12 protein-coding genes, 1 tRNA gene, 1 pseudogene and 1 riboswitch are annotated in these 15697 nt (G+C 36.0%); of the genes and pseudogenes, 10 read left to right on the plus strand and 4 right to left on the minus strand.

What is annotated here, in order from left to right:
* The first annotated feature begins 388 nt into the window (after nucleotides 1-388).
* The 4 genes from CQ046_RS09115 to CQ046_RS09130 all read left to right on the plus strand — a co-directional run bounded on the left by CQ046_RS09115 (nucleotide 389) and on the right by CQ046_RS09130 (nucleotide 5739).
* Complete coding sequence (locus CQ046_RS09115; RefSeq protein ID WP_105701964.1) at nucleotides 389-2521, plus strand: type VI secretion system Vgr family protein; 2133 nt, start codon at nucleotides 389-391, stop codon at nucleotides 2519-2521.
* A 16-nt stretch (nucleotides 2522-2537) separates the two neighbouring features.
* A complete protein-coding gene (locus CQ046_RS09120) occupies nucleotides 2538-4154 on the plus strand; it encodes a polymorphic toxin-type HINT domain-containing protein (RefSeq protein ID WP_105701965.1) in 1617 nt (538 codons plus the stop codon).
* Between the two features lie 19 nt (nucleotides 4155-4173).
* Nucleotides 4174-4764, plus strand: coding sequence for a hypothetical protein (locus tag CQ046_RS09125; RefSeq protein WP_105701966.1), 591 nt, complete (start codon nucleotides 4174-4176; stop codon nucleotides 4762-4764).
* Nucleotides 4765-4866: 102 nt separating this feature from the next.
* Nucleotides 4867-5739: a hypothetical protein gene (locus CQ046_RS09130; protein ID WP_105701967.1), complete on the plus strand. Its 873-nt coding sequence runs from the start codon at nucleotides 4867-4869 to the stop codon at nucleotides 5737-5739.
* 50 nt (nucleotides 5740-5789) lie between these two features.
* Here the strand turns inward: CQ046_RS09130 and CQ046_RS09135 are convergent, their stop codons facing one another.
* Entirely contained in the window at nucleotides 5790-6416 is a 627-nt protein-coding gene (locus CQ046_RS09135) for a hypothetical protein (RefSeq protein ID WP_105701968.1), read from the minus strand.
* A gap of 171 nt (nucleotides 6417-6587) precedes the next feature.
* Between CQ046_RS09135 and CQ046_RS09140 the strand changes: the two genes are divergently transcribed.
* Nucleotides 6588-7169, plus strand: a complete 582-nt coding sequence (locus CQ046_RS09140; RefSeq protein ID WP_105701969.1) for a YdeI/OmpD-associated family protein — start codon at nucleotides 6588-6590, stop codon at nucleotides 7167-7169.
* Nucleotides 7170-7279: 110 nt separating this feature from the next.
* On the opposite strand, the gene CQ046_RS09145 is transcribed toward CQ046_RS09140, so the two are convergent.
* Nucleotides 7280-9889 (minus strand): TonB-dependent receptor, encoded by a 2610-nt coding sequence (locus tag CQ046_RS09145; RefSeq protein WP_105701970.1) that lies wholly within the window; start codon nucleotides 9887-9889, stop codon nucleotides 7280-7282.
* Nucleotides 9890-10267: 378 nt separating this feature from the next.
* On the opposite strand from CQ046_RS09145, the gene CQ046_RS09150 reads away from it, so the two are divergent.
* From CQ046_RS09150 to CQ046_RS09160, 3 genes are all read left to right on the plus strand, one after another.
* On the plus strand, nucleotides 10268-10879 hold the full coding sequence (locus CQ046_RS09150) for an alpha-ketoglutarate-dependent dioxygenase AlkB family protein (RefSeq protein ID WP_105701971.1): 612 nt from the start codon (nucleotides 10268-10270) through the stop codon (nucleotides 10877-10879).
* Between the two features lie 90 nt (nucleotides 10880-10969).
* Nucleotides 10970-11076, plus strand: a riboswitch (TPP riboswitch).
* A gap of 25 nt (nucleotides 11077-11101) precedes the next feature.
* Nucleotides 11102-11698, plus strand: coding sequence for a nicotinamide riboside transporter PnuC (gene pnuC / locus CQ046_RS09155; RefSeq protein WP_105701972.1), 597 nt, complete (start codon nucleotides 11102-11104; stop codon nucleotides 11696-11698).
* The gene (locus CQ046_RS09160) at nucleotides 11685-12716 is read left to right on the plus strand and encodes a hypothetical protein (protein WP_105701973.1); all 1032 of its coding nucleotides are present in this window, start codon (nucleotides 11685-11687) and stop codon (nucleotides 12714-12716) included. Before pnuC ends, CQ046_RS09160 begins: the two co-directional genes overlap by 14 nt.
* An 81-nt stretch (nucleotides 12717-12797) precedes the next feature.
* Here the strand turns inward: CQ046_RS09160 and CQ046_RS09165 are convergent, their stop codons facing one another.
* A complete protein-coding gene (locus CQ046_RS09165) occupies nucleotides 12798-13334 on the minus strand; it encodes a GNAT family N-acetyltransferase (protein ID WP_105701974.1) in 537 nt (178 codons plus the stop codon).
* Nucleotides 13335-13510: 176 nt separating this feature from the next.
* Between CQ046_RS09165 and CQ046_RS09170 the strand changes: the two genes are divergently transcribed.
* Nucleotides 13511-13584: transfer RNA gene (locus CQ046_RS09170), tRNA-Ala, on the plus strand.
* A gap of 491 nt (nucleotides 13585-14075) precedes the next feature.
* A pseudogene (locus CQ046_RS09180) lies at nucleotides 14076-14902 on the plus strand (3-oxoacyl-ACP synthase III family protein); the annotation flags it as partial.
* Nucleotides 14903-15018: 116 nt separating this feature from the next.
* On the opposite strand, the gene CQ046_RS09185 reads toward CQ046_RS09180, so the two are convergent.
* Nucleotides 15019-15210 carry a cold-shock protein gene (locus CQ046_RS09185; RefSeq protein ID WP_072410777.1) on the minus strand — a complete coding sequence of 64 codons (192 nt, stop codon included), beginning with the start codon at nucleotides 15208-15210 and terminating at the stop codon, nucleotides 15019-15021.
* Between the last annotated feature and the right edge of the window lie 487 nt (nucleotides 15211-15697).

A 15697-nucleotide genomic window follows, 5' to 3' on the forward strand; every position in this document is an offset into this window, starting at 1 on the left:
AAAAAAATTAATTCCTTCTCACTGATCATCCAATCATAATAGGTCTTTTTGTTCAAGATGTGAAAAAGCTTTATTGAAAACTCATTGTCGTAGAACTACGACAATTTTCCAAATAATCGGTAATTCATTTTGGAGTGAATATTTAAGGTTATATATTGCAATACCAAAATCACTAAAAAAACTTATGAAAAAATACCGAAATCAACCACTTTTTACAGTGTTACTAAGTATCTAAAGCGGAATTTTTTTCTGAAAATTCCCACTGTACCCATCTCAGGTCAATCATTGAAAAGCTTGTTCAAGAGACCGTTACATGCTTGTAGATTGATTCCTTGAACCGAAGGGTCTCACCTTATTCAATTAAGTCATACACCAAAAAAAAGATGTCATGTTTAAGGAACAGAATAATCTTCCCAAACCGGAAATAGATTCAGACAAGACAGATTTTGTAAGCAAAATCAAAGACAATAAAAAAGTTAAAGAAGTAAAGAAAGCTGCTTCAAAAGTGAATAATGCAGTCAATATGGTGAATACAGGAAAGCAATTCCTAAACCAGCCTTTACTGCCCAATGAACCATCCATAAGTAAGGATAAGCTTTGGGTCAAACAGCCTACTTCTAAAATATTCAATGCTGACAGTATTCCGGAGAGTGCCATCGTAGGAATCAACCGGGTAGTAAAGCTTGATATCCATGTGGAAGGTAAATCTATAAAGTATTTCAAACATTTTAGCCTTACTCAAAGTGCTACTAAACATCACGAGTTTGAGCTTATTCTTGCTCATGATACGTTAGGAAGTGCAGAAAACCATAATCTTGAAGAAATACAGAATTTCCTGGGAAAAAGGATTACGGTGGTTTTCAAATATAAAGATGTGGAAGGCGGAGCTGAGCGGAATTTTATAGGAGTTATCACGGAAGTTGGATTCAGCCAGGAACAAGGAAGCCTGGGTAATCTTGTGCTGTCAGGTTTCAGTCCAACAATTTTGTTAGATGCTGCCCCACATATTCAAAGCTTCGGCGGAGCACAACCCATTAGCTTGAACAGTATTGCCAATGAAGTGATTAAAGAAGGATTAGGGCAGGGGAAATTTGACTTCAGAATAGATGCCCGCCATGGCAATGTATCTTACAGTTCTCAATACGGAGAAACCCATTATAACTATCTGGCTAGAATTGCTGAAGCTTATGGAGAACAATTTTTCTATGATGGAGAAGTTTTACATTTCGGACAATTGCCACCACAGGAAAAGCCTGTGTTGTTAACCTATGGCAGTAATCTGACGGATGTTAAAATTAAAATGAAAGCTCAACATGTGAATCCTTCATTTTATGGATATAACAGTAGTAAAAATGAAAAATTTAAAGGCGGAAGCTCAAAAATAACACATACCTCAGATATTGCGAAGAGGGCTTATGAAATTTCAGAAAAAACTTTTCAAACCCCATCTTTAAGAGTAGCTCCTATCAAAGCATCATCTTTTATGGATATTGATGCTTCTCAAAAGGGAACTGCAGGAAGTAAAGCTTCAGAAGTTTTTGTAACTTCCGGTAATACAACCGTTCCTTTTCTTTATCCGGGATGTATTGCGGATATCCAGATGCGTAAAACGGATACTAACGAAACCTCTTATTTCACTAAATTAATGCTTATAGAGGTAACCCATCAAGTGGATGCCCGCGGATACTATGATGGATCTTTCCAGGCCATAGCTTCTGATACCGGATTTATTCCAAGACCAGAATTTACAGTTCCGGTGGCGGAACCCCAGTTTGGAAAAGTAGTTTCCAATACCGATCCTGAAAATCAAGGCCGCGTGCAGGTTCAGCTTGACTGGCAAACCGGCCAGGACACCACAGAATTTATCCGTGTAATGTCTCCTGATGCCGGAAGCAGTGAGAAGGTAGGTAAGAACAGAGGATTTATGTCTATTCCTGAAGTGGGAGATCAGGTCATTATCAATTTTGTACATCTTCATCCCGATCGTCCTTTTGTGATGGGTGGAATGTATCATGGCGGAATTGGAGCTGGTGGCGGCACTGGAAATAATGTTATGAGTTTCAGTGGACGAAGCGGCGCAGAATTAAAATATGACAATGGAGCCGGATCTATGAATCTTAAAGATCAGGGCGGTGCCAATATGAATTTTGACGGAACCGGAAACGCGACTACCAATGCAAATAGCAACCATACTGTGAATGCAGGAAGTTCCAATGTCATCAATGTGGGGGGCAAAAAAGATGCTCCGCCACAATCATTGCTGAAAATGGATGCAGGCGGAAATATTACCCTTGACGGAAAAACAAGTATTACCCTACAGGTAGGAGATAATTCTATCACCATATCCGAAGAAGGTATTATGGCTTCAGCAGGAAAAGGAATAATTGATATCACTGCACTTACCGGAGCTCTGGGATTGTCAAGTAAAGGCGGCCCTATGGATATCAGCACAGATTCGCCACTTACTATTACCGGCGGACCAAGCGCTGTGATGTCTTCAGGAGATACCAATATTATGTAATTCTAAAACCGAAATCATGGATGAGTTAGAATACATAACCCTCAATGCCCTGATGATGTGTGACCAGGGGGCAGCTCCGGATTTCTTTAAACCTACGTTCAATACGAAGGTGAAAATCCATGGCTGTCTTGTAGCGACCAATCAGGATGCTACTCCTCTTATTAATATCCCTTCCTTTAAAGTGTGTAAGATCAGTGGAGGACCTTGTACACCTACTACTGTTCCTATGAAATGGCAGGATACCTGGCAGGTAAAAATTAACGGGATCCGTTCTTTGATAGGGAAAAGTACTTGTCAATGTCCTATAGGCGGGAAGATAGAGTTTATGACCAGTGGGCAGGTTCCACTTCCGGATGATGCGGCCAAGGAGGTAAAAGATATGCAGGATCAGGCACAGCGTGAACTTGACGATAGTGGACATGGCGATAGTGTAGGTGAGGCAGGTTTTGTAGAAGGTATGATCCCGGTTTGGGGAAGCGGTCGTGACCTCATCAATGATATACAAACCGGAGATGTTGGCGGTGGTCTTATGAATGCCGGATTTTTAATCTGGGATGTCGCTTCTATAGCCGTAGGTGTAGTTTCTTTCGGAACCGGAACAGTAGCTATGCAGGGAGCAAAAGCAGGAGTAAAAGGAGCTATAAAAGCAGGGGCAAAAGCCATATCTAAAGAAGCTCTGCAACAGATGGGAAAAGCGGCACTAAAAAAGCTGAGCAAAGAAGCTTTAAAGAAAAGTGTGGATGATGTAGCCAAAAAATTGCTTAAGACCTGTGTTTTTGCCTGTTTTCCAGCCGGAACACCTGTGCATACCGAACACGGAATTAAAAATATTGAAGATGTCCAAATCGGAGATCAGGTGTGGGCTTATGATGAAGATACGGATACCGTAGCCCTTCAGCCGGTGATTGATCTTATCGTCAATGAAAGTGACCATACCATTAGTATTTATACCGAAGCTGAAGTGATTGAAACAACTGCAATACATCCTTTTTATACTGAGGAAGGCTGGAAAGATGCTTCAGAATTAGAAATAGGTGAAAAAATTCTAACGAAAAATGATACGAAAGTTATTATTGAAAGGATAGAATATAGCTATGAACCTAAAAAAGTTTATAACTTTACGGTAGCTCATTTTCATACCTATTTTGTAGGCCTGCTGGCTTTACTGGTTCATAATTCTGGCAGATGCTTGTCCCAAATGATTCTGGAATCTCAGAAATGGTTTCAGAAAGTTAGGCGTGGATATTTTTTTAATTTAGTATGGAATAGCGAATTAAGAAAACAAGCATTAGAAAAAGGTTTTAAATATTCTCATGAAGTTGAAGTCTTATTAAAGAAGGGGAAAGTTGGAAAAATAGATGGATTAATAGAAAATGCTGACGGAACTTTTAAAATTATTGAACGTAAAGCTAGTGATCTAAGTCAAATTTCAGATAAAACAATCAAAAGTTATATTGATGATGCAGCAAAATATAATGGTAAACCTATGACACAGACTGGCCAAGTAATAAATTCAGCTGGAGGTAAAGTAATATTACATGTTGAAAAAGTTGGTAACTTAAGTAAAGAAGTTATTGAGCATGCAAGAAAAAAAGGAGTAGAAATAGTGGATAATATTTCTGGATTAATTTAATTAAAAATTTATTATAAAAATGTATAAAACAGAATTTTCGAAGTATAATGGACTTATGGAAAAGATAATGGATGAACAAACTACATTAGAAGTTCATTTATCTACAGAGTTTAGCCAGAATGTTCCAAAGAAGTTTCTAAAATATACCCCTGACGAGTGGGCCAGATATGCTTTTGAAAATGAACTTGAATATAGTATTAACTATTATAAAGATGAAAAACCTTATTGCCAGGTTACCATTGATTCTATGAGTATAATATTAAATTTTTATGATAACAATATACTTAAGCATAATTTAATGATAGTCTTTTCCAAAGGTGACATCGTTAAAGGTGATTTTAAGGGATACAGTAACAATAAAATTTTTTTAAAACAAATTTCCTGGTATGGTGATCTTGGAAAAACACTATTATTCTATTCAAATAAGAAGAAAGACAATGTTTTTTTGAAGGAATTTGTAAAAGAAAATGAAAAAACAGTACTCATCGAACAATTTGGAACTGCAGATTTATCTAAACATTGGTTTGATACGCCTAAAGATTATTTAGACTATGAAGTATTATTAGATTACCAGAATCTATTTAATCAGCTTCCATCAGTACCAGCTTAAAATGATGATCTGACTATCAATCAGAAACTAGAGTTAGAATCATAAAATATATAAAATTCATTATCAGCAATAAAGGCATTCAGAGTATACAATAGTAATGAAATGAGTATTTCAAATTTTTTATTCGGGGAAAATATTCCTCTTTTTCAACTGGAAAAGTTCTCGCAGGAATACACCCTGAAGGTAGAGAATACTTTTATTATGGGTAAAGAGAATAAACCAATCTCATTAAAAACCTTATCAGATATTATTATTGAACAAGAAAAGAGAGATCATGATATCAATACCACCATAAAACTACAGGAAATCACGGGTGATACTGATGATGCTTTGATGAAGCCTTTTTTGTTGCAAAGTCTTGCCCTTGCAGATATTTCCCGCAATATTCAGTTGAAAAGAAATCTTAGCGGGAAAATTCTTTCTATTGAGAATAAACCTGATCTCTGGAAAAGTTGGGAAGAATGGAAAGAGAATAAGCTGGCGAGTGCTTTCCCGGAGGAAAAGGATCAAAATAAGTTGATTACAAATTATGAAAAGGGATTGAAAAACTTTGATGTTGAATTAAAGAAGAATCTGAAATACATTCTCTTACTGCCGGAAGTTTATAACCTTATATTTCCTCCTAATGAATATTACAGTTTTCTATTCAGCCTGTCAAATATTCATTCCAGGCTGATTGATGGGGTAGAATATCACTATCAGTTGAAACTGGTAAAACTTGAAGAAGAAAACAAGAACCTTTTTGTAGAGTTTCATTCGGTACTGAACAACCATGATGAACTTATGAAAAGCCATATCAAAAAGCTTTATGAGAAGGAGAAAGATTTTTCTGTTGACGAGTTTGAATTCAGTATCAAAACCAAATACAATTTTGAAAAATCAACAGCTAAGATCCTGAACGCGGAACTTCATTTTGTAGAAAAAATGCATGAACATCTGGCTTATTTCATTGATATGGATTTACATAGCAAATAATTAGTTTTAAACAAATAGTACTAACAATCAACCCTTTCAAGACTCATACACTATGATTGGGAAATATTGATAATAGGATTAAGAAAAGATTTTTGTTTTAAATGCTGTTTTTCGTCTTCCGTTAGGTCATTGGTCCCAAGGCCAATCCTGTTCCAGGGTTTTCCGTTATCCATTCCATCAGCTAATTCAATAGATCCAATTTTAATTTTTTTATGAAGTCCTAGTATCGTTAAATCCATCAATTGACCTGGATTTATTTCCCCTTCTATAATTTCCCCAAGCAGATAAAAGCTTCTGTTGGTAAGTTGGAAAGCACTGGCAATCTTAAATTTAGCAGTAACATCATGCCAGCTGTATCCACAATGTCTGCACTGTTTTGCATAGGGAGTGCGGGCAAGTTTATTACATTTCGGGCAATTATTGAAAAAAACTTTTTCAGGAGTTTCAGCCAATATCCGCGTTACAACATTTTGTTCAAAAACTTCATATCCATGTTCTAATAGTTTTATGACTTCAGGATCAGAATTTATCCAGCCCCGCTTTATCATTACATTTCTGATATGTTCACTTTCAGAACTCTTCAAAGTATACATATGATGATTTAGCGCTAACGCTTCGTCCCTGGTCATTAATTTCCCAAAATATCTGATAATATAATTTATAGTTTCTCTGTCCATATCCAACTAAAAAAAGTAAAACCTTTTTAATGATTTAACTTGTCTAATTTATGATTTATTTCTTTACAATAGCCTTGTATTATGGAATGTGATAATTAAGAAATAGAAATTTAATACTGACAAACTATTGTCACTAAAGTATTCTAATTTTACATCAATAAAAGAAAAGCTATGGGGAAAATTGCGGAGAAACAAACCTTCAATGTCAATACAAAGGCAGAATGGCGGCAATGGCTGGAGGAGAATCATCATATAGAGCAATCTGTATGGCTGATTTGTAATACCAGAAAATCAAATTTACCTATTGTGTATTGGACAGATCTGGTAGATGAAGCTCTTTGTTTTGGCTGGATTGACAGTACAAGGAAGACCATTGACGAAGGTTCTTTTATGCAGTTATTTAGCAGACGGAAACCGAAGAGTACCTGGTCAAAAATTAATAAGGATAAGGTTCAGAAATTGATAGAAAATAATCTGATGACAAAAGCAGGATTTGAAACCATCCGAATTGCCAAAGAGAATGGCTCGTGGAATATTTTGGACAGTGTGGAAGATCTTACCATTCCTGAAGATTTGAATGAAGCATTTAAGCAGCATGAAGGTTCTGAAACGTATTTTCTAAGTTTGAGTAAATCCATAAGAAAAATGCTGCTTCAATGGATTGTACTTGCCAAAAGACCCGAAACCAGAAAAAACCGTATTGATGAAATTGCCATACAGGCTGCTCAGAATAGGAAACCTAAAAATTTTTAAGTTGTAAAAAGATAGAATATTATTTTTGACACTTATGTTTAAAAATAAGAAAAGACTGTCCCAAAAATGGACAGTCTTTTCAATTGATTCATTATTAAAATAATATGATCTTAGAATCTCAAAGTGGCCGCAACAGACCAGGTTCTTCCAAAACCAAGGAATCCTGTATTGCCATCTGCAACACCCTGATAGACTCTGCCTGCATCCTGATAGGTTTTTCCGGCATCGGGACCATTTGCAATTTTATCACCAGCGAAGATATTGGAGCTTAATTCAGAAATATAATATTTGTTGAATAAGTTGTATACGTTCGCTCTCAATGTTAAAGATTTTTTTGCATCCAATGTGAATTTGTAAGAAGCTCCTACATCAAATAAATGGTAGCTTGGCAATTTTACAATTCCTTTTTCTCTTGCTGCTTCAGTAAGGAAGTTGATCGGGTTGAATTGTGCATAAAGCTTGTCATAGTATTCCCAGTTAGCATCAATACTGAATGCTTTGGTAATATTATAATCAGCCCCGATACTTGCAGTAGTTTGTGCAGCATCTCCTACCTTCAGGTCTTTGATATTGATCACACCTGTAGCTCCAGCTATTTCCTGGTTAGTTTGAACATCAAGGATGTTGAAGTTGGCGTTTCCTTTGTACTTCCAGTTACCGAAAGAAACCATTCCTCTAAGCTTAAGGTTAGCAAAAGGTCTTACTTTTGTCTCCAGCTCAAGTCCCTGGTGTACTTGACCAACGTTCAAAGCATTATAGAAATAAGCATTTCCAAGGCTTAACTGGGAGAATTTTGCAACATCGGCTGCTGTAGCATTGAATGTTCTTGAAATAAATCTGTCATCCCACTGCGTTCTGTAAGCATTGATGTTTACATCTATGTAACGCGATTTGAAACCATATCCTAACTCTACAGAGAAGATTCTTTCATTCTTTGCATCGTTGTAGATATTCTGGTTAGACGGGAACAAAGCGTTGAATAAAGGCTGTCTTGAGATAACCCCTGTATTGAAAAATACATTATGATGGTCATCTATATTATAGTTGGCACCACCTTTTACGATATACCCCGTTTTGTGATACCATTTTGTTTCCTGATTTCCTGGTGTATACAGCATATAATCTACTCTCTTGTAGTATTGCTCAGAAACGGATCCCTGAACAGAAGCACTTAGCTTTTCAGAGCTGTATTCAACCATACCATAGATACCAGCCCATTTTACCAAACCTTCATTGTGAATAGATACTTTCTGAGCATCTTTAAGCTTAGTAAGCGGTTCAGGCTTTACAGTCTGATTGATAAAATATCCCTTTGGTGCATTGGCTGTATTAGGAACATACAATGCATCTGATCCTAACATATCAGTTACAATGTCATACAGAGCTCCTTTGTATGTTTTAAGATCAATACCTCCGTTAAAGGTCCAGTTATTCTTTTTATAATTAAGGTCGGCGATTACTCCATACCAGTCATGAGCATTGATGCTTTGTTTTCTTACGATCCCATTGGTTCCGTTCAGCGTAGCTACATATTTTCCGTTATAATCCGTAGGGGAACCTGCAGGTGCAGTGAATGTTGATTTTTGGAAAGTATTTCCATTATAATCCGTTACCATACCGCCTCTGTTATAACGATAAATCATATCCCAGTTGATCGTACCGTCTCCGCCTGCACCAGAATTCATGAAATTCATAGTTTGTCCTGCCGCATTTTTGATAGAACCGTTAAGTCCGGTACCTCCGCCACCACGTCCCCATGAACCATAAAGAACTGTGGATAATTTCAGATTATCATTGATATTCCAGTCCCAGTTTAATGAAGCGATAGGCTTGTGGTAGAAGTTAGGTGCAAGATTGAATTGAGAACCGTTCAGCATTCCTGTTTGTGGGTTGTATCTTCTTCCATAGGTATCAAGTTGCTGCAAAGTAGCTACATTCGCTCCGGTTGCGGAAGATCTTCTTGTGTCGTGTACCTGTGGTGCTCCGGTTGCGATAAAGTTGAATGCATGTTTTTCATTAGGCTTAAATCCTGTAGAGAAAAACCAGGAATAACCTTCTCCCTGAGTTCCGTTGATATAACCGTCACCTTGCCAACGGGAAAGCAATACGGTTGTTCCCCATTTGTTTTTTAATCCTGAAGAATACATTGCAGATATTCTGGAGTAATTGTCGTTACCAACTTCCCCTTTTACCATTGCTTTTTGCTCAGAATCGGTAGCTTTAGTTACAATATTGATGGTTCCTCCTACAGAGGGAACCACGAATTTAGAAGCTCCCAATCCTCTCTGAATCTGAATGTTGCTTGCAATGTCAGCTAACCCAGTCCAGTTAGACCAGTATACAGTACCTCCCTGCATGTCATTAACCGGCTGTCCGTTGATAATAACTGCAATGTTAGCCCCGTCAAAACCTCTCATGTTGATTCTGCTGTCTCCGAATCCTCCACCTACTTTGGTCACGTAAACGGATGGAGTAGACTTCATAATTTCAGGGAATTCTCTGTTTCCCAGTTTCTCCTGAATTTCTGCTGCTTTAATGTTGGAAACTGCAACAGGTGTTTTTCTCTCTTTGGCTGTTTGGGAAAGGTTTCTACCTACCAACATAACCTCATCAATAGATTTTGATTTGTCTAATGAATCCTTCGTACTTTGCCCATAATATATGGCGGCCGTAGGTAATACAAGCGCTATAATTAGTCGCTTTTTAAAAGTAATGCTCATGAAATAAACTAGCGTGTTTGATTTTAAGGCTGCAAAGATGGATAATTATTTTTGAATTAAGTATTAAATCTTCCCGAAGTGACATCCTATTATGTATATATAACGCATTATTACCCGTTTTTTTGAATGTATTAATTATTTCAGATATTTAATTTACAATTTGTTATAAAAGTGAATTATATAAAAAAGAGGGTTGTTTTTAACGAATAAAAATAATGATGTTGCTTCCGTAAAAATCTACCCTTGTGTATTTTTTTCTAATGACCTTTGTGGTTTGGTTTATTTTGTATCATTATTAATATATTTGCAGATACTATTTGTATCAAATTCATTTTGTCAGATAACATAAGGTTTTCTATTATTTTAAAAACTAAAAATATGCCCCAACTCAGCCTGTTCGATTCAGAAGATTTGTATGAATTTCCAAAAGATCTTTTGGAGTACAGAGAACATTTCCTGAGTCAGGAAGAAGCGGACCAACTTAAAAACCATTTGCTTGAAACTGCTCCATGGAAACAACGAACCCAGAAAATGTATGACAAAATGGTTCTGACACCTCGTTTAACAGCCTGGTATGGTGATCCGAAAACGGATTATCCATTGGGGAATGGGGAAGTGGATAATAATCTCTGGACACCAGAATTGTTATCTTTAAAACAAAGGATAGAGGAAACATTTGGTTATCAGTTCAATTCTGTATTGCTTAATCTTTACAGGGATCACAATGATTCGGTTGCATGGCACCGAGATAAAGAGAGCAGATATGGAAAACGTCCTGTGATTGCGTCTTTAAGTTTAGGACAGACCAGAAATTTTGATTTCCGGAAAAAGGATCACCATCAGAATAAATACAGCCTGCCACTTCCTCATGGTTCATTATTGATTATGAAAGGAGATCTTCAGGAAAATTGGGAACATCGGATTGCTAAGTCAGTCACTACAATGAAGGAGCGTATTAATCTTACATTCCGGCTGGTCCAGGAAGCATAGAATGTTTATTTTAAATGGTAGATTGATGTGTATTAATTCAAAATAAAAAACCTGAAGTCCTTTCTTTTTCCACAAAAAAACTGCACCTTTGCCTCCACAATGGGGTGCTACAGAACAGTGGCTGAGATGATACCCAGGAATGTACTTCCACACCTGATCCGGATAATGCCGGCGTAGGGATTGCTTACCAATCATCTCATCATTTGATTTCTAATAATTAATATGATGCAGGACATTTTAAAACAAATTACCTTACCGGAATGGTTTGGAGTCTTATTTTCAGTCATTCAGGTTTTACTGGCTCGTAAAAACAATGTCAACAACTATCTTTTCGGAATTGCAGGTATTCTGCTAACGTTGTATGTGATGCTTACCTCCAAGCTTTATGCTGAATTTACTTTAAATCTTTATTATCTGATCATGAGCATCTACGGATGGCTGTATTGGAAATTTGGGAAACAAAAATCCAAAATGGAAATTTCTGTTACCACCACCACAGAAAAATGGATTACTGGAGGAATAGTTTTGGGAACTTTTATCTTATTCTGGTCTTTTCTGACCCATTTTACCGATTCTGATGTTCCTATCTGGGATTCTCTGGTGAGTGCTTTTGCCTGGGCAGGAATGTGGCTGATGGCAAGACGGAAAATTGAAAACTGGGTGATATTGAACGTAAGTAATATTATTTCTATTCCTTTAATGATTCATAAGGAATTGTATCTCTATGCTGTCTTGACGTCATTTTTATTTTTAGTAGCCATTTCCGGATATATAGAATGGCAGAAAATCATTAAATCTAAAGCTAATGCTCAGTACTAAAGCTATCAGACAAGAACTTCAGGGAGCTTCTGTAATTTCGGATAAAGTAATAGAGCATATTCACGAAGAAGGATTACTTAAGATCTGGGTTCCCCAAAAGTATGGAGGGCTGGGCTATCGTTTTGAGGAAGGACTTAAAGCATTGTTCGGCTGGGCAGAAACTGATGGAAGCTTTGGCTGGATGCTGACACTTTGTGCCGGAGCCAATTATTTTTCCAGAAACATTAAACCTGAAGTGGCTCAATTGCTGTTCACTCATTCTGAAACATGCTTTGGCGGAAGCGGTATGATTGGTGGCATTGCGGAAAAACAAATTGATGATACCTATTTAATTAATGGCTCATGGAATTTTGCAACCGGAGCACCCCATCTGACGCATTTTACTTTAAATGCTAAAATTACAGACAACGGGAAACCTATAATAGATGAAGATGGTAATGAGGTCATTCGTTCATTCATTATTAAGAAAGAACATGCTAAAATTATTCCCAATTGGAAATCGATGGGAATGAAAGCCAGCGGAACCTATTCATTCACCATTGAAAATGTTCTTATTAGTGAAGATTACAGTTTTGTTTATGATACCTTTTTCACCAAAGATATTCTGGACAGCATTCCGTTTCGGGTTTTTGCAGATTTAACGCTGTTGGTCAATTACCTGGGAATAGCATCTCATTTTATTGAAGAGGCAGAATATATTCGTCCTGATATCCATTTCAAAAGTTTCGCTGAGTCTGTTGAAAAACATTTGGAAAAAGTACTAAACATAGCCAGAGAAGTAGAAAATATACTAGGTGATCATAAAGAGATTTCAAACGATCAACAACACGAGATTCACCAATATGGAGTAGAGCTGGTGCAAAAATTATCCCATCAAATTCTTACGGTTTACACACAATTAGGAATCCGGGCAACGGATACCAATTCTACAGTGTATCAGGTGTTCTGTGACTATTTTACAGCGGCTATGCATTCTAATTTCAGGTCTTCTACTGCTGATTTGGACTTTTCTTTTTAATGATTGTACTTCTGAACGTATATAAAATAAGGAATAGCCGGCACTTACTTCTTAGCAGATATTCTCATTTTATTGGAAAATTTATTTTTTAGGCCACTCTTCACGTAAAACAGCATAAATAACATCATCTACCCAGTTGTTTTTCCAGAACAGACTTTTCACGAAATGTCCTTCTTTTCTTAAACCAATTCTTTCCATAAGTTGAATGGAAGCTGTATTGTCAGGATCCACAGAAGCTGTAATTCTATGTTTATGTAAATCATTAAAAAGATAATCAATAATACCTTCTAAAACCTCAGAAGCATAGCCTTTACCTTGAAACGATGGACTTAATGTGATTCCTAACTCTGCCTGTACGTTCTCAACTCCCAAAAAATGAACTCCGATATCTCCAATGACCACTTTTGTTTCTTTATCTGTAATCAAAAGCTGGTACCAGCTTTCGGGCTGATTGAATTCTTTGGTATTTCTTTGAATAAAACTTTCCACATCTTCCAGGGTTTCAGGAATCCAGCCTTGAAATTTATTCGCTTCCGAATCTGAACGGTAATTGAAAATATCTTGCTTGTCATCCATTGTAATATCCCGCAGCAGTAGTCTTTCTGTATAGAGTTGCATGATTGTGTTATTATTTCAGGCAAAAATAGGATTAATTGGGAAGTTATTCAATGGAGAATTATGGATTTTATGTTCGCAGAGCCTGTTTTCCTTAATTTTAATTTAATAAAATTTATAAAATAGTTGCAAATATCAATTAAATACTTACTTTTGTACCGCTTTAAAAAACAAAGTACGGGGGATTGGCGCAGTTGGCTAGCGCGTTTGACTGGCAGTCAAAAGGTCACGGGTTCGAATCCCGTATTCTCCACTTTTTAAACTAAAGAGAATTTGTAAATTATTGAAAAATAAATAATTACATTTTCTCTTTTTTGTTTTTATACCCAAACTTTTGAAAAATGCTTTTTTGAATCTGTTTGAATCTAATTAAACCTATTTGAACTTTAAGAGTTACAACCTAGATTATTTTAAAACAAATATACTACGATTTAAAATAATGTCCGCTACTCTCAAAATAGTCAAGCATTATACTCCTTGCCGTAGCTTCCCAATCAATTACAACCCAATGAGGAATATTAAAAGTATCATCTTCATACAGCCATTGCACAAAATCTTCATTGGCGTCGTATTCGATGTAGTAAAGATGTATAAATATACAACAAAAAGCCCATAAATACAAGTTTTTCCGGCTGTTTTTAACCAAAGTATCAACGGTTGTTAAAAACTTTTTAACCACTCGGAGCGCAGGAGGAACAAAAACAGTTGCCAAAAAAAGAAACTTTGAAAGGGGCGGGTTGGAAAAAAAACTCTAAAATTAATCCAGAAACACTTGACTACATAATATTTGCCCACAATTTTGGTGATGTCCCTTATGGGAAAAATCAATCTGATGCCGGTCCCAGTTTAGCTTCAAGAGTTAAACATCAACTTAAAATCACTGTGTAGCTTACGATGTATTATTTGGTTGTCCAGGATGGATTGAGGGAGTAATACAAGGTAATGCATTTATCAAAGCTGGTATTGCAAAAACCTTCCTAATAATTAGAGCAGAAACATTATCACGGGTAGTTGACATTCATGAAAGAGATAGCATGATTTATGCAGACGGTGCAGGAGCAGTGGTCATCCAAGCAACTCATGATGATAGTGGAATAAAATCACATCTTTCAGCTTCTCATACCTTGAACGAAAAAAACTATCTTTATTTTGGAAAGTCATATAATACCGAGGATTTCTCAGATACAAAATTCATTAAGACGACAGGTAGACAGATATATGAGTTCGCTCTTACAAACGTCCCACAGGCTATGAAAAAATGTTTAGATGACAGTGGATACAAAATTAACCAATTGAGCAAACTTATAATTCATAAGGCTAATGAAAAAATGGATGAGGAAATCGTAAAGCGTTTTTACAAGTTATATGACACTCCAGTGCCTAAAGATATTATGCCAATGATAATTAGCAAACTAGGAAACAGTAGTGTAACAACCATACCTACTTTACTCACTATGATATTAAATAATGAACTTCCACAACACAATATCAAAGAAAATGATATAGTTTTATTTGCATCAGTTGGGGCAGGTATGAATATTAATATTAATGCTTTAGTATATAAATTTTAGCAGATGTCAATAATGAGAACACACAATTACAGTGAGAAAGGTAATTATTCAAAAAAAAGCAGATAAACTAAATTATCTGCTAATATCTTTGTTTGAAGATTTTTAATCTTTAAAAACTAAGCAATCTTTACGTTAACCGCGTTAACGCCTTTTGCTCCGTTTTGTAAATCGAATGTTACGACATCATTTTCACGAATATTGTCTACTAAACCTGAAGTATGTACGAAAACATCTTGTCCACCTGTTGATGGTGTAATAAAACCAAATCCTTTGGCATCGTTAAAGAATTTTACTGTTCCTTGTTGCATTGTAATGTATTAAAAAATTATTGTATTAAAATTTGGCTCTCACCATTACTGTAATGACTTCAAAACAGTAATAAATCGATTTGCGAACAAAAATGATGGGTCTTTTTAGAATCTTGAAATATTCAAGTTGGAAAAATACTGTACCTTATTGAGGACAAAAATTAGCGGCTGAAAAAGCGAAGACTGATAGAAGAGTAAACTCAAAGTTTCAGAAGAAGCATCGGCAGTAGCCTGATTATTTTACAAATGTACACATAATTTATTGAAAACAAGCACTTTTTGTTTTTTTTATTTATCCCTCATACAATTAACAGAAATTAACATATAGTTTAATGATTTTAATTGGTGTAAATAGTAACCCAAGTATTCTCAACAACGACAAAGCCCTTTTTCATAAGGGCTTTTTTCATATTCAAAATTTCGGATCTTTTCATTTTTTCCTGAAAGAAAATTATATGAATGTCCCAAAATTAATTGTAATTTTTTA

Source organism: Chryseobacterium sp. MYb7 (assembly GCF_002979455.1).
Taxonomy (GTDB): domain Bacteria; phylum Bacteroidota; class Bacteroidia; order Flavobacteriales; family Weeksellaceae; genus Chryseobacterium.

Bases quoted from the DNA above. Each gene is read 5' to 3' on its own strand.
- CQ046_RS09125 (WP_105701966.1), top strand. From the start codon at position 4,174: ATGTATAAAACAGAATTTTCGAAGTATAATGGACTTATGGAAAAGATA.
- pnuC (WP_105701972.1), top strand. From the start codon at position 11,102: ATGATGCAGGACATTTTAAAACAAATTACCTTACCGGAATGGTTTGGA.
- CQ046_RS09140 (WP_105701969.1), top strand. From the start codon at position 6,588: ATGGGGAAAATTGCGGAGAAACAAACCTTCAATGTCAATACAAAGGCA.
- CQ046_RS09135 (WP_105701968.1), bottom strand. From the start codon at position 6,416: ATGGACAGAGAAACTATAAATTATATTATCAGATATTTTGGGAAATTA.
- CQ046_RS09160 (WP_105701973.1), top strand. From the start codon at position 11,685: ATGCTCAGTACTAAAGCTATCAGACAAGAACTTCAGGGAGCTTCTGTA.
- CQ046_RS09115 (WP_105701964.1), top strand. From the start codon at position 389: ATGTTTAAGGAACAGAATAATCTTCCCAAACCGGAAATAGATTCAGAC.
- CQ046_RS09185 (WP_072410777.1), bottom strand. From the start codon at position 15,210: ATGCAACAAGGAACAGTAAAATTCTTTAACGATGCCAAAGGATTTGGT.
- CQ046_RS09150 (WP_105701971.1), top strand. From the start codon at position 10,268: ATGCCCCAACTCAGCCTGTTCGATTCAGAAGATTTGTATGAATTTCCA.
- CQ046_RS09130 (WP_105701967.1), top strand. From the start codon at position 4,867: ATGAGTATTTCAAATTTTTTATTCGGGGAAAATATTCCTCTTTTTCAA.
- CQ046_RS09165 (WP_105701974.1), bottom strand. From the start codon at position 13,334: ATGCAACTCTATACAGAAAGACTACTGCTGCGGGATATTACAATGGAT.
- CQ046_RS09120 (WP_105701965.1), top strand. From the start codon at position 2,538: ATGGATGAGTTAGAATACATAACCCTCAATGCCCTGATGATGTGTGAC.
- CQ046_RS09145 (WP_105701970.1), bottom strand. From the start codon at position 9,889: ATGAGCATTACTTTTAAAAAGCGACTAATTATAGCGCTTGTATTACCT.